The organism is Microcoleus sp. (assembly GCF_041354475.1).
Classification (GTDB): domain Bacteria; phylum Cyanobacteriota; class Cyanobacteriia; order Cyanobacteriales; family Microcoleaceae; genus Microcoleus.
This window is the reverse complement of record NZ_JBGJZU010000101.1, coordinates 1-20,280: the sequence shown is the minus strand read 5'-3', so window position 1 is coordinate 20,280 and position 20,280 is coordinate 1. Positions and strand designations below refer to the sequence as shown.

15 protein-coding genes and 2 pseudogenes are annotated in these 20,280 nt (G+C 46.7%); 14 read left to right on the top strand and 3 right to left on the bottom strand.

Translation table 11 applies throughout. The annotated features are described in order from the left end of the window. From ACBR23_RS25815 to puuE, 4 genes and pseudogenes are all read left to right on the top strand, one after another. A pseudogene (locus tag ACBR23_RS25815) lies at positions 1-104 on the top strand (IS5/IS1182 family transposase); the annotation flags it as partial. A 139-nt stretch (positions 105-243) separates the two neighbouring features. Continuing rightward, positions 244-2,304 (top strand): iron uptake porin, encoded by a 2,061-nt coding sequence (locus ACBR23_RS25810; protein ID WP_371120666.1) that lies wholly within the window; start codon positions 244-246, stop codon positions 2,302-2,304. Between the two features lie 400 nt (positions 2,305-2,704). After that, positions 2,705-3,406 carry a GntR family transcriptional regulator gene (locus tag ACBR23_RS25805; protein WP_341736360.1) on the top strand — a complete coding sequence of 234 codons (702 nt, stop codon included), beginning with the start codon at positions 2,705-2,707 and terminating at the stop codon, positions 3,404-3,406. 19 nt (positions 3,407-3,425) lie between these two features. Then, positions 3,426-4,340 (top strand): allantoinase PuuE, encoded by a 915-nt coding sequence (gene puuE / locus ACBR23_RS25800; protein WP_371120667.1) that lies wholly within the window; start codon positions 3,426-3,428, stop codon positions 4,338-4,340. Between the two features lie 157 nt (positions 4,341-4,497). Here the strand turns inward: puuE and ACBR23_RS25795 are convergent, their stop codons facing one another. Then, positions 4,498-4,905 (bottom strand): gamma-glutamylcyclotransferase, encoded by a 408-nt coding sequence (locus tag ACBR23_RS25795; RefSeq protein WP_371114850.1) that lies wholly within the window; start codon positions 4,903-4,905, stop codon positions 4,498-4,500. Positions 4,906-5,108: 203 nt separating this feature from the next. Here ACBR23_RS25795 and ACBR23_RS25790 point away from each other — a divergent pair, with 203 nt between their 5' ends. The 5 genes and pseudogenes from ACBR23_RS25790 (at position 5,109) to ACBR23_RS25770 (ending at position 10,269) form a co-directional block, all read left to right on the top strand. Then, the gene (locus tag ACBR23_RS25790; RefSeq protein WP_371120668.1) at positions 5,109-6,347 is read left to right on the top strand and encodes a Zn-dependent hydrolase; all 1,239 of its coding nucleotides are present in this window, start codon (positions 5,109-5,111) and stop codon (positions 6,345-6,347) included. 189 nt (positions 6,348-6,536) lie between these two features. After that, complete coding sequence (locus ACBR23_RS25785) at positions 6,537-7,382, top strand: FecR domain-containing protein (RefSeq protein WP_371114852.1); 846 nt, start codon at positions 6,537-6,539, stop codon at positions 7,380-7,382. 3 nt (positions 7,383-7,385) lie between these two features. After that, positions 7,386-9,209: a CHASE2 domain-containing protein gene (locus tag ACBR23_RS25780; protein ID WP_371120669.1), complete on the top strand. Its 1,824-nt coding sequence runs from the start codon at positions 7,386-7,388 to the stop codon at positions 9,207-9,209. 53 nt (positions 9,210-9,262) lie between these two features. Then, positions 9,263-9,724: pseudogene (locus ACBR23_RS25775) on the top strand (DUF4365 domain-containing protein); the annotation flags it as partial. Continuing rightward, entirely contained in the window at positions 9,721-10,269 is a 549-nt protein-coding gene (locus tag ACBR23_RS25770; RefSeq protein WP_371120670.1) for a hypothetical protein, read from the top strand. The pseudogene ACBR23_RS25775 and the gene ACBR23_RS25770, both read left to right, overlap by 4 nt. Positions 10,270-10,354: 85 nt before the next feature. On the opposite strand, the gene ACBR23_RS25765 is transcribed toward ACBR23_RS25770, so the two are convergent. After that, positions 10,355-11,410: a DNA cytosine methyltransferase gene (locus tag ACBR23_RS25765; protein ID WP_371120671.1), complete on the bottom strand. Its 1,056-nt coding sequence runs from the start codon at positions 11,408-11,410 to the stop codon at positions 10,355-10,357. A 66-nt stretch (positions 11,411-11,476) separates the two neighbouring features. Between ACBR23_RS25765 and ACBR23_RS25760 the strand changes: the two genes are divergently transcribed. After that, positions 11,477-12,739 carry a folylpolyglutamate synthase/dihydrofolate synthase family protein gene (locus ACBR23_RS25760; protein WP_371120672.1) on the top strand — a complete coding sequence of 421 codons (1,263 nt, stop codon included), beginning with the start codon at positions 11,477-11,479 and terminating at the stop codon, positions 12,737-12,739. 298 nt (positions 12,740-13,037) lie between these two features. On the opposite strand, the gene ACBR23_RS25755 is transcribed toward ACBR23_RS25760, so the two are convergent. After that, positions 13,038-14,321: a sugar ABC transporter substrate-binding protein gene (locus ACBR23_RS25755; protein ID WP_371120673.1), complete on the bottom strand. Its 1,284-nt coding sequence runs from the start codon at positions 14,319-14,321 to the stop codon at positions 13,038-13,040. 318 nt (positions 14,322-14,639) lie between these two features. Between ACBR23_RS25755 and pilM the strand changes: the two genes are divergently transcribed. The 4 genes from pilM to ACBR23_RS25735 all read left to right on the top strand — a co-directional run bounded on the left by pilM (position 14,640) and on the right by ACBR23_RS25735 (position 20,029). Beyond that, on the top strand, positions 14,640-15,734 hold the full coding sequence (gene pilM, locus ACBR23_RS25750) for a type IV pilus assembly protein PilM (protein WP_341736464.1): 1,095 nt from the start codon (positions 14,640-14,642) through the stop codon (positions 15,732-15,734). 47 nt (positions 15,735-15,781) lie between these two features. Next, the gene (locus tag ACBR23_RS25745) at positions 15,782-16,708 is read left to right on the top strand and encodes a PilN domain-containing protein (protein ID WP_341736351.1); all 927 of its coding nucleotides are present in this window, start codon (positions 15,782-15,784) and stop codon (positions 16,706-16,708) included. Continuing rightward, positions 16,705-17,532, top strand: a complete 828-nt coding sequence (locus ACBR23_RS25740; protein WP_371114860.1) for a pilus assembly protein PilO — start codon at positions 16,705-16,707, stop codon at positions 17,530-17,532. Before ACBR23_RS25745 ends, ACBR23_RS25740 begins: the two co-directional genes overlap by 4 nt. 112 nt (positions 17,533-17,644) lie before the next feature. After that, positions 17,645-20,029 (top strand): AMIN domain-containing protein, encoded by a 2,385-nt coding sequence (locus tag ACBR23_RS25735; protein ID WP_371120674.1) that lies wholly within the window; start codon positions 17,645-17,647, stop codon positions 20,027-20,029. Positions 20,030-20,280 lie beyond the last annotated feature (251 nt).

The window sequence follows — 20,280 nt, the reverse complement described above, 5'->3', positions numbered from 1 at the left end:
TCAACCGACTCAAGCAATTTCGTCGGATCGCAACCCGATATGAGAAGCTGGCTGCAAATTATACAGCCATGATTACGATCGCCTGTATCTGGTTATGGTTGTAGTTTGAAAACACGCCCTAGGGGGGATCAAAATCTAAGAATCAAACAGCAGTCTGCTACTCGTTACCAGGCTCTGCCTGGTAACGCAGATCCAGAGGCTCTGCCTCCCATTTCGCTATTCGATATTTACGGTGTGAGGATCATGTCTAAATTTTTGTTTTTCCAAATCCTGCTGACAGCAACGCCAGCCTTTTTTTGTATTCATTTGCTGCATTCTCCGGCAAGCTCTGCTGCGGAAAATTTGATTTTGCAAACCGAGGAAGCAACCACCCAAACAGCCGAACTACCACAGGACAAATTAGCAGCATCACCAGAGGCGATCGCACCAACTCAAACACAGATAAATCCTGCGATAACGCCAGAAAAAACCGCAAATATCGAACTCGAAAAACTTCCGCCAACTGAGAATATTCCCGTCGCTACCGACAGCGAAAAACCTGCCGAAATATCTCAAAACAGCGAAATAAAGCAGACAGAAACAACAGCCCAAACATCCGGCGCATCTAACGACTTAGCAGAATCAATTCAAACAGAGCAAAATCCGGCTACAACTATCACCGATATCCCACAAATAGATAGCCTAGAAATCAACGACGCTTCCCAAATCGAGCAAGTCACCTCCGTTTCCCAACTCAGCGATGTCAAACCCACAGACTGGGCATTTCAAGCACTGCAATCCTTAGTTGAACGCTACGGCTGTATCGCAGGATATCCTGACGGAACCTTTCGCGGAAATCGAGCCATGACGCGCTACGAATTTGCCGCCGGCTTAAATGCGTGTCTAGATAAAGTTACGGAATTAATCAGAGCCGGAGGTTCTAATTTAGTCAAAAAAGAAGATGTAGAAAAAGTCCAAAAACTGCAAGAACAATTTGCAGCCGAACTAGCAATCCTACGCGGTAGAATCGATGTATTAGAAGCTCGCACATCCGAGCTAGAATCCAATCAATTCTCGACCACAACTAAACTCAATGGTACGGTTTGGTTCAACCTGACATCAGCATTTCCCACAGGCGATATCACTGCTGAACGCAGCCGCACCGCGCCCGGTAGTGCCTTTGCTCCTCCAACTCGCGATGCCAATAATCGACCGACTCGCGTCGAACGCGATCGCCCGGAAACTACTTTTAGCTACTACGCTTTTTTGACCCTAAATACTTCATTTACAGGCAAAGATTCCCTGGTAACTCAGTTAGTATTTGGGAACGGCAACTCGCCTGCAAATGAACTCGTATCAGCGGGTTTTTACAACTCTTGGGGAACGCCGTTTTTAGATCAAACTGGCGTACCGACGGCAAATACTGTGGGAATTCGCGAGATGTCTTACACGTTTCCAGTGGGAGATAAGGTGCAAGTTGCGATCGGACCGCGGTTAAACTATTATCGCTATTTTGACGGCAATCGCTTTACATTTTTCATGAAAGGAGCGACGAGTTTTAACTCCAACGGCAGTACACTGTTAAATGCAGTCGATCGCGGATCGGGCGCTGCCATAACTTGGCAAATTGCCAAACCGCTGAAATTCACCGCTGCTTATATGGCGGAAAATACCGAATTTTTGAATCCTGCGGTATTTAATACCGCTAGCAATCCCAGCGATGGTTTGTTCAACAGTTCCAACACGATGACAGCGCAGTTGGAATACGCCCCCAGCAACTCTTTCAATCTGAGACTGATTTACGCGCGATCGAGCCTCAAACCTTATAATGGATTCATCGGCGGAGCAGTGGGCGAACCACTCCCTTACGGCTATGCAGATGACGGTTTCGGGGGGAAAGTTAGAGACTCCGGCGCTGATACTTTTGTAGTTAATTTTGATTGGTTGCTGAGCCGTAATTTTGGTTTATTCGGGCGGTATTCCTACGGACAACTTGAGGTAAATCCAGTAAATCGCGATCGCTCTGGCGGAGATATTAAGGTACAATCTTTTCAAGTCGGCATGGGATTTCCCGATTTGGGAAAAAAGGGCGCATTGGGAGTAATTTCATTTGTGGTTCCCCAGGATTACATATCCGGCCGCAGATTTTTGCTCTCAGGCGGGGGTAATGGAGGTACTCAGTACGAAGTAGAGGGTTCGTACTACTACCCGATTACGAATAATATTGCGATCGTCCCGGCATTTTATGCTATCTTTAATGCCAACAATTTTGATGGCAACCCCACCGTATTTATCGGAAATCTGCGCACTCAGTTTAGCTTTTAAGCTAGTGCTTTCCCGACAGTCCGACAGGGGTTAAAAACCCCTGTCTCATAGCGAAAGTCCTCTCAAAGAGGACTAAAATGAATCGCAGTTTCCATCAACCTCTTTAGTCGGTTTCAACCGACTTTCGCTTTGAGGCAGGGGTTTAAACCCCTGCCGGAATGCTGCCGTACTTCGTCCAAGCGCGTGGTTGTTGGCACCTGCGGGCCAAGCTCAAGTCCCTACAGACGTGTCACCTGCAATCTATGCCTACCTGCTACAGAAGCTTCAATGTGCTGTATGATTGATAATGAGTCAGCCAAAACATCCTGTTACATAACATAAAAATATGAGTTTTGATGCTGAATTAACAATTTTTAACAATACAGAATTTACTGTAGTTTGAACTTAAGGATAAGTAATTTTGGGCCTGTCATTTCGCGCGATTCGCCGCACTCAATCCCTCCACGAGCAAACATACCAAGCTCTCCGAACTGCTATCCTGTCGGGAGAATTAGCAGGTGGAGAACGATTGATCGAAACACAACTGGCCGAAATGTTAAACGTCAGCAGAACTCCAGTGAGAGAAGCTTTGTGCCAACTGCAACGAGAGAATTTAGTCACCGCAGATCCCCATCATGGATTGCGAGTTGCTAGCTTGTCGATCGCCGATGCTGCGGATCTTTACGATTGTCGCATCGCTTTGGAACAATTGTCAGCAGCCGGGGCTAGTCAAAATGCGACAGAGGCTCAATTGAAACAACTCGAATCCATCGTCTCTCAAGCAGAAAATAACACACAAGTGCGATCGGGCGAACTGACAAACTACCAATTGCTTTACGCAGACTATCAATTTCACCGATTGCTAGCCCAATGTTCCGGCAATTTTTGGTTAGTAACTTTATTAGATCAGGTATTTGACAAAATGATCTTAGTGCGACTCCGTACAATGGAATACAATCCGGGAGTATTGGAAATCCGCACCGAACACCGCCACATTTTTGAAGCCGTCATCGAACACAATCCCGTCGCAGCAGCCCAAGCAATTAAAGAACATTTAATTGCCAGCAAAGCGCGGGTAATCAAAGAAATTCAGGAGATAGAACAAACAACAAACAACAAATAACAAATAACAAATAACTTATATGCCACAAAATTATCCAAGAGACTTAATCGGTTACGGTCAAAATCCCCCAGACCCTAAATGGCCCCAAGAAGCCCGCATAGCCCTACAATTCGTGATTAATTACGAAGAAGGCGGCGAAACCTGCATCCTCCACGGAGATTCATCTTCAGAAACATTTTTATCCGAAATTGTCGGGGCCCTCCCCTTATCCGGGCTGCGGCACATGAACATGGAATCCTGTTACGAATACGGCAGTAGGGCGGGTTTTTGGCGGCTGCACCGGATGTTTACTTCCAGGGGAATGCCACTCACAGTTTATGGCGTAGCAATGGCATTAGAAAGGCATCCCGAAGCAGTAGCAGCAATGCTAGAAGCCGATTGGGAAATTGCCAGCCACGGCTACCGCTGGATAGATTATAAGTATTTTGGGCAAGAGGCGGAACGGGAGCACTTGCAAAAGGCGATCGACCTTCATACCCAAGTTACGGGTAGCCGTCCCCTCGGCTGGTATACCGGGCGCACGAGCCCTCACACTCGCAAGCTAGTAGTGGAGGAAGGCGGGTTTCTCTACGATGCCGATAGCTATGCGGATGATTTGCCTTACTGGGTGTATGAGGGCGGCAAACCCCACTTGGTAATTCCCTACACCCTCGACAACAACGACATGAGGTTTGCCACCAGTCAGGGGTTTAATTCCGGGGATCAGTTTTTTGCTTACCTGCGGGATACTTTCGACCTACTTTACGCCGAGGGCGAGAGGGCACCGAAGATGATGAGTGTGGGGCTGCACTGCCGTTTGGCGGGGAGGCCGGGGCGGGCGACGGCCCTGGGGCGTTTTTTGGATTACGTGCAGCAGCACGACAAGGTGTGGGTATGCCGCCGTATCGATATCGCCCGACACTGGCATCAACATCACAGGGCGATCGATTCTTGAAACTGCCTCCACTTTCGACAGCGAGGCAGAGCCTCTGGACATGGGTTCCTAGGCAGAGCCTAGGAACCAGCTAAACGCATATCGCTCTTGCTCTGCCTGCACTTTCGACAGCGACGCAGAGCCTAGGAACCAGCTAATTCCATGGCGCAACTGCGGTCTAATTTGGCCCTTTACTAGCTTTATAAGCGGCCCACCCACCGCGGTGGGAAATATCTTCCCACTGGTACTTTTCAATCAACTCCTGGGGGTACAAGAAAGCCGTCAACACTTCCCCGTCCTCCAAAACTACATCCGATGGATACATATGTGGCGGTTCCCCCACTGCAAGCTGTTCAAATTGATCCGAGGTTAATTCGTACACTTCCCCCGGAATCGATACACCGGAGGTAGCCACTTCATAAATTGCAGGATGCCAGCCATTTTCTGCTGAATGCAGGCGGTAAATCGGACGAGTTTTTGCTTCTCTAATAAACTTGGCATCTCCGAGGTTGCTGTTGTCTGGCTGACCCCGAAGGGCTGAACCGCAAATGAACACTCGTTTGGCTGCAATTGCTGTTTGATTCATATCCACACCGATAAAAAATTGTGCTCTTTTGTACTGTTAAATCGCTGCGATCGCCTTTATTCTGCCTGCTGTATTTTGCCGACAGTAGTTAAATTACCAAAGCCATCGATTTTGGTAGACAAGGCTACATTATGTAGCCCATTTAAATGCTATTAAATACAGTATACAACGATTAGTTAAATCAATCAATAGCAGAAATTTAAATGACAATTACATTAACACTTGCAGTCAACGGAGCGCGCCTCAACCGCAGCATCGCCCAACTCGCCCAAATCGGCAAACTGCCGGGAGGAGGTGTCAGTCGGGTAGCATTTACCAAAGCAGATTTGCTCGCCCGCCAACTCGTGGAATCTTGGATGGTAGAAGCAGGGATGACAGTTCGCATTGATGCGGCGGGAAATATTATCGGCCGGTATCCCGGAAAGCGGGATGGTGCCGCCCTAGCCACAGGTTCTCACATCGATACCGTGCCTGTGGGCGGCCACTACGACGGAGTTTTGGGAGTTTTGGCAGGAATTGAAGTGGCGCGGGTACTGCACGAAAATAACCTATGCTTGGAACATCCGATCGAGACGATCGTATTTACTGACGAAGAAAACACAGTTATCGGCTGCAAAGCAATGGCCGGAAATACAGTCAGCAATGCAGAATATTACCAGCGCAGCGACGGTACTTCCATTCAAACTTGCTTAGCACAAATTGGCGGAGATTGGTCAAAAATTGCCGAGGCAAAACGCCATCCTCAAGAAATAGCAGCTTTTGTAGAACTCCATGTCGAACAAGGAGGCGTTTTGGAAACTACGGGGGATGAAATCGGCATAGTTCAAGGCATTGTCGGACAGTACCGCTACGCAGTCACGGTAACAGGCCGCCCCAATCATGCCGGTTCCACACCCATGCACGATCGCAAAGATGCCCTAGTAGCTGCTGCACAAATGGTACTAGCAGTCAACAAGTTGGGAGTAGAAACACCGGGCGAACAAGTAGCAACGGTAGGTTACTTAAACGTGTCGCCGAATGCTACAAATATTGTACCAGGAAAGGTGGATTTTAAAATCGACTTGCGCGATATATCTCAAACTAATTTGGCAGAATTGTTAGTTAAAATGAAACAGGAGTTTGCAGCTATTGCTGCTGCTACCAAAACCGAAGTTGAAATGACCGAAATGCTGCACGTATTGCCGACATTAGCAGCGCCAAAAATTCAAAATGCGATCGCCGAAGTTTGCGGGGAATTAAGCTTGACTTCGACGCATTTAATCAGCAGGGCTGGACACGATGCTCAAGAAATCGGACGGTTTGCGGATATGGGGATGATTTTCGTGGCTTCTCGCGGCGGGATTAGCCATGCGGAAGATGAGTATACTTCCCCAGAACAGTGCACTCAGGGAGCAAATGTGCTGCTGCAAACCTTCTTAAAACTCGATCGGCTTTACAGCTAGGGCGATCGATAATTCATCAGAGTTGCAGGGCATCATTAAAACGTGATAATAAACGAGTGCTTCGCTAACGTAGCTGTGTCCGCACTACATATATTGTGCCTGCGTAAGTCCTGTTAGTTAAAAATTTTCCTGAGAAGTTACCAAAAGAATAGTAATCTAGATAGCGTCTTGGCTAAATAATTTTTAGTTATGAAATTAAATCGGTCTGGTATTTCTAAATGGATGACAATCCTATTTGCTGGTATTTTAATCACTTTCGCCTTGCCTTTGTTGGCGAGAGAGATTCAACTACCTGGGAGTCGCTGGGTAGAAGTACGGCAAATTAGGGGAACTGTAACGTATCAAGGAAGACCAGCAAAAGTGGGCGATCGCCTGACAACAGCAGGTCAGCAAATCTCCACAGGCAAACAATCGAGCGCGGTTTTAGGGGTAGACACTGGCATCGCTACGATTAGTCTAGCAGAATTAAGCACCGTCCAAGTTAAAGGTCTGTCCGTTGCTGTCAATGGAGGTAGAGTCACCCTGCTGTCAGTCCCCGCAGGATTGGCAAGAGTTTCGGCCCGACGCTTAACTAACCCCAATTCGCGCCTAGAAATTAACAGCCCAGCCGGAGTTGTGGGCGTCAGGGGGACTGAGTTCGCCGTGGGTGTAGGTCCAGAGGGAAAAGCCGCAACTTCCCTATTTGAGGGGACGGTTGACGCTAGCGCTCAAGGGCAAACTGTGAAGATAGAAAAGGGCTATGCTTCCGTCACTTTTCCCGGCAATCCTCCCGCTCCACCCCAGGCATTTAAAGAAAATCTGAACTATGAATTGATCAGTTTATCAGCCATCAGTCAAGACAAAGTTCGATGCATTTTTACTGTCGATCCGCTGAATTTAGTGTATTTAAACGGCCAACCCTTAAAGATGGATCGAACAGGTAGAATCGACGAGGTAGTGCCGAGGCCAGCTAACTCTGACTACTGGCTAGTTGTTCGCAGTCCGGTGGGAAATGAGGTATCTTATGAAATCGGTGCAAGTTTACTTAAGAAATAGGCAATGACTAAATTAATAATGCCTCGTTTGCGAGTTTTTTTTGCCCGCAGCCAATCCTTACTGCCGGGAGTTGCTGCCGCTATTATTTCCTTGGGCGCGCTGCATTTGGATGGCTGGAAACCGCTGGAACAACTGAGTTATAACAGCCTGTTTCAACTTCGCGAAAGTGGAATTTTACCCAAACCTATTTGGGAGAAACGAGTGGTGGTCATTGCCATAGACGAAGCAAGTTTAAGCAAGTTGGGGAGATTTCCGTTTTCGCGCGATCGCTACACTCAATTATTACAAGCCCTTTCCCCTGCTAAACCCGCAGTCGTTGGTTTCGACATTATTTTTGCCGAACCCAGTCCTAAAGACGACCAATTTGCAGACGCTATGAGTGCCATAGGTAATGTAGTGTTAGCCAAGGCTGCGGATGACCAAAAAAAACTGCTACCAATTGTACCAACTTTAGAAGCCGTAGCTGCCGATACAGGCCATATTTTGCATAACTCAGACACAGATGGAATCGGTCGTCAAGCCATCCTGTGGGTGCGAGATATTCCCTCATTGGGAATTGCCATGCTGCGCGTTTACAACGCCGACAAGCAACCGCAATCTGGAGGGCTAGAAAAATTTTTATCACCGCCTAATAACGGCAGTCTAGAATTTCAGCAGGCTTGGATAAATTGGCCTGGAAAAGTGCAATATTTACCGACTTATTCGTTTGCTGATATTCTGGAAGGTAAAATTCGCCAAGATGCTTTTAAAGACAAATTAATATTAGTAGGTACGACGGCAACAGGTTTAGATCCCTTGCGGACTCCTCTCGATCGAATTCCACCAACCAGTGGGATTTACCTTCATGCCGCAGTTCTTGATAACTTGTTAAACAACCGACTGCTGCAATCTTTACCTGACTGGAAAAGTTGGCTGATATTACTTTTAATTGGGCCAATTACTAGCGGGACATTATCGAAATCTGGGCCCAGGGCACGAATTGCGATCGCGATCCTTCTCCCCCTAATTTGGTATGCAGTTTCTTTCTTATTATTTACGTTTAATTCTCTACTAATGCCTATCGCTGCACCGATTGGTACGATCGTCTTAGCTGGAATTGGACTCCAACTACGAGAACAACAAGAGAAACAACAATTAATGAGCCTGTTTGAAAAATACATGGCAAAAGAAACTGCTGAACTAATTTGGCAGCGAAAAGACGAAATATTTAAAAATGGCGAAATGCAACCGCAAGAAATGGTCGCCACCGTTTTATTTATGGATATTCGAGGGTTTACTAGCATTTCCGAACAACTATCTCCGGGTGAATTGATGCCTTGGCTAAATGAATATTTAAATGCCATGAGTGAGTGTATTATGAATCACGGCGGCGTTATCGACAAATATATTGGCGATGCAATTATGGCAATATTTGGCATTCCTTTTCCTCATACTAAACATGAAGAAATTAAACAGGACGCTCAAAATTGTATTGCCGCTTGCTTGGATATGTCAGAACGATTGAAAGAATTAAATCAGCAATTTCAAAGGGAAGGAAAGCCAAAAATTGAATTCGGAGTTGGTATTCATACAGGGTCGATCATTGCTGGAACTGTCGGCGGCGGGAAGCGATTGAATTTTTCGGTTTTAGGAGATACTGTGAATATTGCGGCTCGGTTAGAAGCAATGAATAAAGATATTAAAGAAGACAATCCTTATCGGGTATTAATAACAGGAGAAACCTGGGAATTGGTGAGCGATAGCTACGAAGCAAAACCAGTTAAAAGTATTCAATTAAGAGGCAGAAAACAAGAAACAACTATTTGCGCGCTCGTTGGGAAAAAATGAAATAGATAAAAATGAATATCAACACCCAAAAACAATAATTCAGCTATGCTTATGTTTACGCCATTGCCTCAGCAGCAGGGTGCATCTGTCAGCGAACAACTACTCCTCTAGACAAGCTGGGTGTAGACCTAATTATTACTGGAATAGCTACATCAGGTTTACCAAACTTTCCCATCCTTTACCTTCAAGTCAAATGTACCTCAAGAGATATCCTCAACGAAAATAGCCTTCGCTACCCCCTGAATATTAAAAACTACGAAGAATTGAGCGCAAGCAACGCCTATCCTCCTAGAATTATAATTGTGGTCATTGTTCCAGATCGAGTCAATGACTGGCTGCAACAGACAGAAGTGGAACTCTGCTTAAAACGCTGCGCTTATTGGATATCATTAGAAGGGGCAGAACCTACTGACAATAAAGAAACCTTCACTATTGCCATACCCAGAACAAATATATTTTCGGCTGAGACTCTGATAACTATCATGCAGCGTATCGCAACCGGGAGACAACTATGAATGTGACAATTAAGGATATTGAATTGCTCAAAAACCTCCAACCTCAGCAAATCAGTTACTACTTAGAAGCAAAAGGTTGGAAACAAGCGCAACAAATTGACAGCCGCGCTATTATTTGGACAAGCAGCAATATCAAGCCAGAATCCCCTCAAATCGTTCTACCTTTAAATTCTGCTCTTCCTGACTTTCCCGTGTCAATGAACTTGATGCTAGAGACATTAGAGGCTATCGAAAATCGCTCTCAACTGGAAATTTTAGCCGACTTAATTACCGGGCTTCCTAATACAACTATTCAGGGAATCGTGATCCAAATTCACACTCCTAACGCCGAAAAATTAAGTGGCGACATTACCTTACTAGGTGTCATTGCCGACCAACTGCGAAAAATCAAAACGGAACTTGCAGACAAAAACTATATCCTTGCTATCAAAGCTTATCAAGAACGCTTACCCGTTTTCTGTACAGGAGACTTAATCAAAGAAAATCAAGTATTTATTTTAAAAAATATGCGCAATTTTACGATAGATAAACAATGGCAAAATTAACTGAGAATACTATTCAATCTTGGGCGCAATATCAAACTAAAAAAGCCTGGTTTATCGCGCTTCTTGTCAACCTTAAAGGACGCAATTATGTTAAAATAGCGGTTGCTTGCATCCAGGACTGACGATCGTACTTTTGTTCGATCGTGCCAGATTCTCTATGAATGATACCAATATCCTCAACAATTTTACTTGCCAAAACTTTCGCCAAATTTACAGGTACTGCATTGCCGACCATTTTATATCCATCAGCAATATACTTGTACTTAAAAATAAACTTATCCGGGAAAGTCTGAATTCTAGCACATTCCCTGACAGACAATCTGCGGTAAGGCTGAGGCGAATTAGGATCGAAAATACGTTGATCCTTAGCAACTAAAATCATTTTACTAGCTTGAGGGTGGAGAGGTGCGTGTCGGCCACTCGCCTGAATTGTAAAAGAAGGTTCCGACCAACTTCTAACTCGATTTCGCGACATATAAATACTCGAAAATCCTAAATCAGCACATTCGTGATTGGGAATAGATGGGTGATAACGATCTATTTTACCCTTAACTGGAATTGGCGATTTTACCTTTAAATCAAAAATCGCATCTCTCAAAGTGAAAACCTCATGCCCAGGTTCGGGAAACTCAAAGCCAAAACCCAGACTTTCCCGATAACCAACCACAATCACCCTTTGCCTATCCTGCGGAACTCCAAAATTTTTAGCATTCAACAACTTGAACGAAACCCGATAGCCAATTTGCTCGAATTGCGATAATATATAAGTGAAAGCATCCTTGTTTCTAGGAGCTAAGATACCGCTGACATTCTCAGCCAAGAAAAACAAAGGCTGCTTGTCCCGCACAATTCTGATATAATCCCAAAAAAGCTGACCCCGACTGTCATCAATCCCGCGTTTCGCACCCGCTTCACTCCAACTTTGACAAGGAGGGCCACCGATTATCCCGATACAATCAGGAACTTGATCAGAATTGATTTTTCGGATATCTCTGCGATCTAACAGAGTGTCAGTATGGTTAAATTGATAGGTATCCCAAATAGTGCGATCGAACTCATTAGCCCAAACCGGATTAAACCCAGCCAGACGAAAACCCAAATCCAACCCACCACAACCCGCAAACAGAGAAATAATATTCACAAAACTCGGCGATTGAAATCGCTACTACACAAACTAAGTCCACCTACGTGGACTGGGAAATAATCAATGAATGCAGAATCCATCCTTAAATCATACCAACACTTCGGCGTCCATCTCGGTCTCGAAAGAATCAAACACCTTCTCGAAAAACTAGAAAACCCCCAGCAAAAAGTACCAATCATCCACGTCGCCGGTACAAACGGCAAAGGTTCAGTCTGCGCCTATTTATCATCCATACTCACAGCAGCAGGATATCGAGTCGGGCGCTACACATCCCCGCACTTAATTGATTGGACAGAAAGAATTTGCATCAACCAAAAACCAATTTCCCAAACAGAACTACAAGCATACCTCAAACGAGTAATCGCCACCACCCAAAACAACACCGAAACCCCCACCCAATTTGAAATCATCACAGCAGCAGCTTGGCTGTACTTCGCCGAACAAAAAACAGACATCGCCATCATCGAAACTGGATTGGGAGGAAGACTAGACGCGACTAATGTTTGTCAAACACCCCTCGCCTGCGTCATCACATCCATTAGCCTCGAACATTGGCAAATACTTGGCCCTACTGTCGCCGACATTGCTGGGGAAAAAGCCGGCATCCTCAAAGCAAACTGTCCGGCTATTATCGGAGAATTGCCAGAAGAGGCTAGAATAGTCATAGAAAAACGCATTCAACAATTAGACTGTCCGACAACTTGGGTAAAACCAGCCCTAGATTTAGGACAAGGATTAGCCGAATATCAGTTAAATCAAAATGGGGTTAAAATAAGATATCAATTGCCATTGCTGGGAAACATTCAACTGATAAATTCAGCAATGGCGATCGCAACTATCGACACTCTCCAAAACCAAGGATGGCAAATTTCCGAAACCGCCATCCAAAACGGTATCGCCAAAACCCAATGGCCAGGAAGACTCCAACAGACAACTTGGAAAAACCAGACAATATTAATAGATGGAGCTCACAATCCAGCAGCCGCCATTGCGTTGCGCGAGTATGTCGATAATTTCAGCAACTACCAACCAATTAACTGGGTTGTCGGGATTATTGCCACCAAAGACTGCGATGATATATTAACAGCATTACTCAAAAAGGGCGATCGGCTTTATCTAGTACCCGTAGCCGACCAAAATTCCACACCACCAACAGAATTAGCAACCATCGCCCAAAACATCTGTCGAGAATTAACACTCTGCCAAACCTTCCCCAACTTAACCACAGCCTTAGACACTGCTGTAACAGACAAAAACTTAACAGTCCTTTGCGGTTCCCTGTACCTCATAGGCTACTTCCTGCAACTACAAACAACCCAACTCTAAAAATATCTCTTTTCTATCTGCTTCCATCCGCCATCATCTCTTGCTGACAAAAAGATTAATAGATCTCTTCTCCTCCTCTGTGTCCTCTGCGCCCTCTGCGGTAAAAAACTCTTAAATTCCCCTATCTTTGCCTCAATTCTTGATAGTTAATATTTTTTGTACTATATTGAAGTGTATGATTTATACTTAAAGTAGTATATATGAGCATACAGATTCCTATTATTAGATAATACGTCAAGCTGCAAAAAAAAGCAAGGGCGATCGCCAAAAAAAATCCCGCCCCAGCTTCAACTCAAAACTACCTTTGATCCCAAGCAGTTGCCGCATCAGCCACAGCTTGCTCTACCGACTTCTCCCCCAACATCGCCGCCTGCAAATTGTCATAAATCGCCTTTTGCAACTTCTTAACATCCTTGAGAGGCGGAATCAACAACTCGGCTTTTTCCAACCCAGAAGCACTGACAATCCGAGCTTTATCAGCAGTAGGAGCATCCGCCGGCACGCTCTTAAAATAAGAGTCCTTTAAAGCATCAACATTAGAAGGCAAAACATTAGCAGCCTTAGCAAAAGCCAACTGATTCTGAGAATTGGTCACAAACAAAGCAAATTTGACCGCATCGTCAGGGCGCTTACTGTCGCGAGGGACGACCAAATTCATCACCGCAACAGTCTTCTTGCCACTTTCACCGGTAATTTGAGGTGCAACAGCCGAAACAGCACCTATACTAGGAGCATTCTCGGCGATCGCCTTCAAAAATTGAGGTCCAGAAGCTAACAAAGCAGTATCCCCAGATTGATAAAGCTCGATCGCCCGACGATGGCCCTGAACCAAAACATCCTTTGGCAAAAATCCACCCTTATACAAATCAACCCAATACTGAAAAGCAGCTTTGCCTTTATCGTTATTAAAAGCAGCCTTGCCTTGAGCATCAACCAAACTGACACCCATCTGCACCAAAGATTGCAAAACCTCCGCCGAATCCTCCGGTACAAAAGTCACAAAAAAAGCAAACTTACCAGTCTTCTGCTTCACCTGTTTTGCTACTTGAGCCAACTCAGTATAAGTAGTAGGAGGCTTAGCAATTCCCGCTTTTTTCAACAAGTCCGTATTATAAATTGTTACCCCAGTTGTGAGATACCAAGGAATACCAAAACTCTTGCCGTCGAGAACGCCAGATTTCCAGATATTTGGGAGATAGGTCGATCGCACTTTTTCCGAAATCCGCGAATCCAAATCCAGCCAAGCATTGCGCCCAGCCAACAACGAAGCAAAATCAGGATTTAGGTTGACCACATCCGGCGCAGTTTTCGCCGAAACCGCCCCCAAAATCTTGCTTTCCATCGCCGACCAAGGCACATCGACCCAGCGCACCTTCACCGCCGGATTTTCCTTTTCAAAATTGGCGATCGTCTGATTGAAATATTCCGTAAACTGAGGTTGCAGTTGCATAGTCCAGAACTCAAGAGCCGCCGAATTTTGGGTTTGGGAATTAACAGCAGGCTTGCCACAACTGACCAATGCAGACAACAGCAGCCCCACTAGCCCAAAAATAGTAAATAATTGCCAAGATTTACGTTTCATCTTTCTGCCTCCTTGTTTTAACTATTAGGTAATTTATTAGGTAATTCCTCTGGGTTGTTTCCCGAATTGACCAGCGGGTCGATCGACCCAAGTTGAAATTTGTTGACATTCACACCAGAATGCTCAATCTCAAGTAGATTGGATAGGATAAAATCGGACAATCGCGCAACACACAAAGTGGCCACCGTTTAGGTACTGCCCAATAGCGAGATGTCAGCACCCTCGCCGCGTGGAAACAAAGTTTCCCACAGCCAACTGCTGACTCAGGCTGGCCAAGCACAAGTTAAAGAAAATAGCAATTACCAGCGACCCAATCACATGGTTAACTTTTTCAAAAATCTAATTTCCAGACGCCAGCCCGGAATCGGCATCGAACTAGCCTCAGACCGCATCAACATCATTCAACTGGAAAAGAAAGCTCAGGCATTAAAAATAGCCACATTAGCCTCCATAGAAGTACCAGAAGACATAGTACAAGAAGGACAAATAGCCGACCCGCCAGGGATGGCAGAACTGATACGTTCAGTCCTCGCCGAAAACAAAATCAAAGCCAAGCACGTAGCCACAGCCATTCCCGGACGGGAAGCCGTGATTCGGTTAATTCCAGTCCCATCAGAACTCAACAACGAAGAACTGCGAGAATACATGAATTCAGAAGCAGGGCTATACTTGCCATTTCCCAGAGAAGATGCCGACGTAGACTATCAAAAAATCGGCCTATTTGTCGATGACGACGGCGTAGAAAAAGTGCAAGTTGTACTCGTAGCAACCCGCAAAGAAGTGACAGACACCTATCTAGAAACCTTCAAAGAAGCCGGACTGATTATAGACGTGCTAGAAGTAACCAGCTTTGCCCTGATCCGCACCCTCAAAGACCAACTGCAACAATTTTCCTCCCAAGAGGCAGCAGTCTTGACAGATATAGAATTTGACAGCACCGAGTTAGCTATAGTAGTGGACGGCATACCACAATTCAACCGTACCATCCCGATCGGCACTTACCAAATCCAGACTGCCCTCAACGAAGCCATGAATCTGCCACCAACCAGAGACACCAGCGAACTACAAGGCATGACCTTACCAGTAACAGATACAATGGGGACATCAGGGGATGCAAATCCGGGTACAAATGCGATGATTAAAGTCTTGGGAGAACTCGCAGACGAACTGCGTCGTTCAGTAGACTTTTATCTCAACCAGAGCGAAGAACTAGAAGTAGCACAACTCCTGTTAGCAGGGCCAGGAGCTGCGATCGGCAAACTAGATGAATTTTTCATGCAAAGATTAAGCTTGCCAGCTTCTCAAGTAGATCCCATCGACACCCTAGGACTCGAAGTCAGCGAAGAAATTAGCCCAGAACAGCGAGCAGGTTTAGGAGTAGCTTTAGGTTTAGGACTAAGGGAGGTTTTGTGAACAGACAATTAAAATCTCAAATTTAAAATCTCAAATCGAGTAAAGCCATGTACAGCCTAGATATTAACTTTCTCAGAGACCGTCCCGAATACAAACAGGACGAACCCAGCCAAGCTCCAACCAAAAAAGGTTCGGGCTCTACCAAAGACCAACTTCCCTTAATTGGTGCCGTGCTCTTTGCCATGGGCATCAACGTCGCCGTCATGGGTGCCTGGTGGTGGGCCACTAACGAAAATAATGGCTTGAGTGCAGTACAAACAGCCCTCGACCAAGAAGTGGCAAAATTAAACACTCAAGCCAGTGCCATCAAAGCCATCAACAGCGAAACCGATAAAGTTACCGCAGAATACAAAGCATTAGCAGGAGTATTCGACCAAATTAAACCTTGGTCGGCAATGCTGCAAGACCTAAGTAACCGCACTCCCGCTGGAGTGAAAATTGCCAAAATCGAGCAAATAGACCCCAGTCCGTCCCCAGTAGCAGCAGCTCCCCCTCCACCCGCAGCCACCCCAGCAGCCAGCCCGTCCCCAGCCGGAGGGAGTCCTTCCCCAGCAGCCAGCGCTACCCCAGTGGCAGTTGCCACCCCCGTAGCCCCGGTTCAGCCATCAAAGGTAGTAATTTCTGGAGTCGCCAGTACCTTCGCTCAAGTTAACGACTTCATGCTGCTAGTTCAACGCTCTCCTTTTTTCCTCAATACTGATACCAGACTGCTAGCAGCCACCTTAAAAAACAACCCCGCACAAGTACAAGTACGGAACCAAAGCGCCCTAGGTGCGGTAGAAATTCCTAAACTGCGGCCGGTGGTGGAATATAAAATTGAAACCAGCCTCAGTCCGACAGTGGCCTCTGAGTTGCTTCCCGAACTGCGGAGTCAGCAAGCAGATGGGCTGGCAATACGGATAGAAACACTTCAAGAAAAAGGAGTGATCGAAACACCAAAAAGCGAACAAAAAGGAGAAGTTAAAAAACCATGACAGCAGCAAATGAGTTTATTCCCAGCGGAGAACAAGGACAAGATTCATCTAGTCAGGAACTATTCGGGATTAAGCTGACACCCCAAGTCCAAGCAATAGCGATCGCTGTTCTCGGCCTCGGAGTTGCCGGCTACATCGGTTCCCAATTTGTGATGCCAGAAATGCAGAAAACCGCCGACATCAAGCAAAAAATTAGCGAAGGGAAAGAAACGCAACTGAGCTTGCAAAATCAAATCAAAAAAAGGGCAGAAGCAGAAGCAAAACAAGAACAAGCAAAACAGCGCAGGGCAGAGGTGACGGCAATGTTTGCTAGCGACGAGGGTAGCACCACCTTGTTGCTAGACATGAATCAACTGGTGAACAAAATCAACGCAGGCGTACAAGGGGATCAGGGTAAAGCTAAACTCACAAAATTTGAGCCAGATATCTTGCCGGCAACTGCACCGTCTGCTACCGTACCAGGAGCCACAGACCCTGATATTCTAAAAGATACGTCTTTTGGGTCTTCTCTGGCTGGCAAGCTCAGACGCAAAAAATATAAGGTAGAGTTTGAAGGGAATTTTGCTCAAACCCGCAGCTTTATGCGTAACTTGGAATTGATGCAGTCGCTTTTGGTAGTGAGAAATTTGAAATCTGAATTGGCAGAAGCAAATCAGGCCATAGAAGTTGACGTTTTGAAAGGGAAAATAGTCCCCGTCCAGCCACCGCAAACTAAAATTAAAACTGCTTTTGATTTACACGCACTGCTGCCGTTAAAACAAGAGGAAAAACTGCCGACACCGACTCCAAGTCCCAGTGCAGCGGCAACTCCTGTTGCTAAATAAGCAGCTAGTTAAGTCCATCTAAAAAAACAGAATACGCAGCAGATCCCCAACTTCTGGAAGAAGTGGGGGAGCTAAAAGACAATAATTGATAAAGTTTATTTGAGGAGCGAACGTGAAACAGCATCTACGATTAACTGGAGGACTCTTTAGCAGTGTGGCGGGAGTGATGATGGCCCAGGCCCCCGTTTGGGCAGCGCCAACTCAAGTCACAGGAGTGCAAGTAAGTCAAGCCAATAATGGGGTAAATATTGTGTTGGCGACGGAAAAGGGCGATCGCCCGCAAGTCTTCGCCATTAATAATGGCAATACCTACCAAGCCACAATCATCAATACCCAGCTCCGCTTAAGCCAAGGCAGCACATTCCGGCAAGAAAACCCAGCTCCTGGCATTTCTTCAGTAGAAGTCACCCCGGCAGACGCTAACAGCATCCGCGTGTTGGTGACAGGCACTAACGGCGTTCCCAGCGGACAAATCGTTCAGGGACAAGGCAATGGCATCGTTCTGAGCGTTGCCAGACAGGGCGGTACACCGCAATCTACTCAAGCTGCACCGCCATCACCTCCTAGCCTGCCCCTGAGCCAAACAGCCCCTGTGCCGGGTCCCCAAATCCGTACAGCGCAAAACCCGAACGTGGTCTTGCAAAATCCTGAAGTTACAATCACTAGAAACGATCGCCCACCACTCCCCAGCGAAATTCAATCTCCGACCAGTCAGGCCGCGCCTTTCCTACCGCGGGCAGTTGCTCCACCCCTAGGAGATATCGCCGTTTCTAACATCGCTCCAGCGGCGGGAAATATCGAGCTGAGTTCGGGAGAACGCATCCCTCGGTTAGTCCTACGCGATGCCCCTGTTCGGGACGTGTTGGCTCTACTGGCTCGTGCTGCTGGGCTGAATATTGCTTTTACAGGTGGTGGCGCTCCTGGTCAGCCAGGCCAGCCAGCGGCTGCACCGGCTGCGGGTGCAGCAGGAGGTTCGGATGAAGGGCCGAAGATTTCTTTGGACATCGAAAATGAGTCGGTGCAAGATGTCTTTAACTACGTGCTCCGCCTGAGTGGGCTGCAAGCTAATCGGGTGGGACGGACGATTTTTGTAGGTACTAATCTGCCACTGGACTCGCGCAATATTATTGTTCGGACTCTGCGGCTCAATCAAGTTCGGTCTACGGATGCAGCTAACTTTTTGAGCGCTCAAGGTGCGGAAACTCAACTCCCGATTACTCGCGTGACTATTCAAACGGTGGGCCAGGGTAATGCGGCGCGGGATGTGGAAATTCGGGAACCTGATATTAAGGCGATCGGCGCTAAGGATGGCAATGGCCCGTTATTGTTGAGGGGACTGTCGGTGCTGGCCGATGCGAGGCTCAATTCCATCACTTTGGTGGGAGATCCGCGCAAGGTTGATGTCGCTGTAAATTTCTTGACGCAGCTAGATTTGCGCCGCCGTCAAGTGGCGGTGAATGTCAAGGTGATCGATATCAATTTGTCGGGAGTAAACAACAGTAGCAGCAGTTTTTCTTTCGGCATTAATAACAATTTCTTTGTCAACGACCAAGGGGCCGCAAGTCTCAATTTTGGTGGCTTGCAGCCTGCGAACACTAATGATGTCAACGTTAGCCGATCGACTCCGCCCATCGTCCCCAACCAAGTAACCGGAGACGTTTTCTACGATGCGAACGGTCGCGTTACCGTGCCCTTGACAGGTCAAGGTCTCCAAGGTCCAGCTAAGGGTGTGTTCCTTCAGCCTACAGCCCCAGTTAGTAATAGCCCTACACGAGTTGGAATTACCGATTACACACCAGGATCGGCGACTACTTCGGGAACCGCAGATTTCGGATTGTTCCCGTTATTGCAGTATCCCAGGAGGTTCCTGTCTGCGTTGCAGGCACAGATTAACACCCTCAACGCTAAAATTCTGACTGATCCGACTCTGGTTGTTCAAGAAGGGGAAACGGCGAATGTGAATATCACCGACGAGGTGCTTACTAACATCACGCAACAAACGCAGACCACCGGAAATACCAGTACCACAACAACTACGGCTGTCAAAGACAAGGCGGGTTTGCAGTTAGGGGTGGCGATCGATCGCATCGACGACAACGGTTTTATCTCTTTGCGGGTGAATCCGATCGTCCGAGCTCCTGGCGCAGAACAACAACTCTCTACGGGCCCGAATACCAATACGATCAGACTGCTTTCTGAGCGCTCTTTGCAGTCGGGGTTAATTCGCCTGCGAGACGGTCAGACTTTGATTGTATCGGGGATTATCAGCGACCAAGAACGGGTGACAGCCAGGAAGATTCCGATTTTAGGAGATTTGCCGATTATCGGTTCGCTGTTCAGGAGGACTAATAAGGAAAACCAGCGGGCGGAAGTGATTGTATTGCTGACACCGCAGATTTTGGATGATAGCGATCGATCGAACTTTGGCTATCAAAACAACATCAGTCCCGACGCCCGCCAACTGTTGCAGCGGGGTCAGCCGATCCAACCTAGGTAGTAGTTTGTTGGCGGTTGACAGTTGACGGTTGACGGTTGGTGTCAATTTAAGGTACAACCCATAGTCCGGCAAGGGTTGAAACCCCTGCCTCAAAGCGAAAGTCCTCTCAAGAGGACTGAAGAACTAATTAGTCCTCTTGAGAGCTTTCCACGGAGGCGGATCACCCGTTATGGATGAAAAAACTCTTTCTCCCCCTCTCTCTCCCTTTCTCCCCCTCTCCCCTTCTCCCCCTCTCTCTCCCTCTCTCCCCC

Excerpts from the sequence above, each read along its gene's own strand:
- ACBR23_RS25810 (WP_371120666.1), top strand. The coding sequence starts at position 244 with ATGTCTAAATTTTTGTTTTTCCAAATCCTGCTGACAGCAACGCCAGCC.
- puuE (WP_371120667.1), top strand. The coding sequence starts at position 3,426 with ATGCCACAAAATTATCCAAGAGACTTAATCGGTTACGGTCAAAATCCC.
- ACBR23_RS25795 (WP_371114850.1), bottom strand. The coding sequence starts at position 4,905 with ATGAATCAAACAGCAATTGCAGCCAAACGAGTGTTCATTTGCGGTTCA.
- ACBR23_RS25790 (WP_371120668.1), top strand. The coding sequence starts at position 5,109 with ATGACAATTACATTAACACTTGCAGTCAACGGAGCGCGCCTCAACCGC.
- ACBR23_RS25785 (WP_371114852.1), top strand. The coding sequence starts at position 6,537 with ATGAAATTAAATCGGTCTGGTATTTCTAAATGGATGACAATCCTATTT.
- ACBR23_RS25780 (WP_371120669.1), top strand. The coding sequence starts at position 7,386 with ATGACTAAATTAATAATGCCTCGTTTGCGAGTTTTTTTTGCCCGCAGC.
- ACBR23_RS25770 (WP_371120670.1), top strand. The coding sequence starts at position 9,721 with ATGAATGTGACAATTAAGGATATTGAATTGCTCAAAAACCTCCAACCT.
- ACBR23_RS25760 (WP_371120672.1), top strand. The coding sequence starts at position 11,477 with ATGAATGCAGAATCCATCCTTAAATCATACCAACACTTCGGCGTCCAT.
- ACBR23_RS25755 (WP_371120673.1), bottom strand. The coding sequence starts at position 14,321 with ATGAAACGTAAATCTTGGCAATTATTTACTATTTTTGGGCTAGTGGGG.
- pilM (WP_341736464.1), top strand. The coding sequence starts at position 14,640 with ATGGTTAACTTTTTCAAAAATCTAATTTCCAGACGCCAGCCCGGAATC.
- ACBR23_RS25745 (WP_341736351.1), top strand. The coding sequence starts at position 15,782 with ATGTACAGCCTAGATATTAACTTTCTCAGAGACCGTCCCGAATACAAA.
- ACBR23_RS25740 (WP_371114860.1), top strand. The coding sequence starts at position 16,705 with ATGACAGCAGCAAATGAGTTTATTCCCAGCGGAGAACAAGGACAAGAT.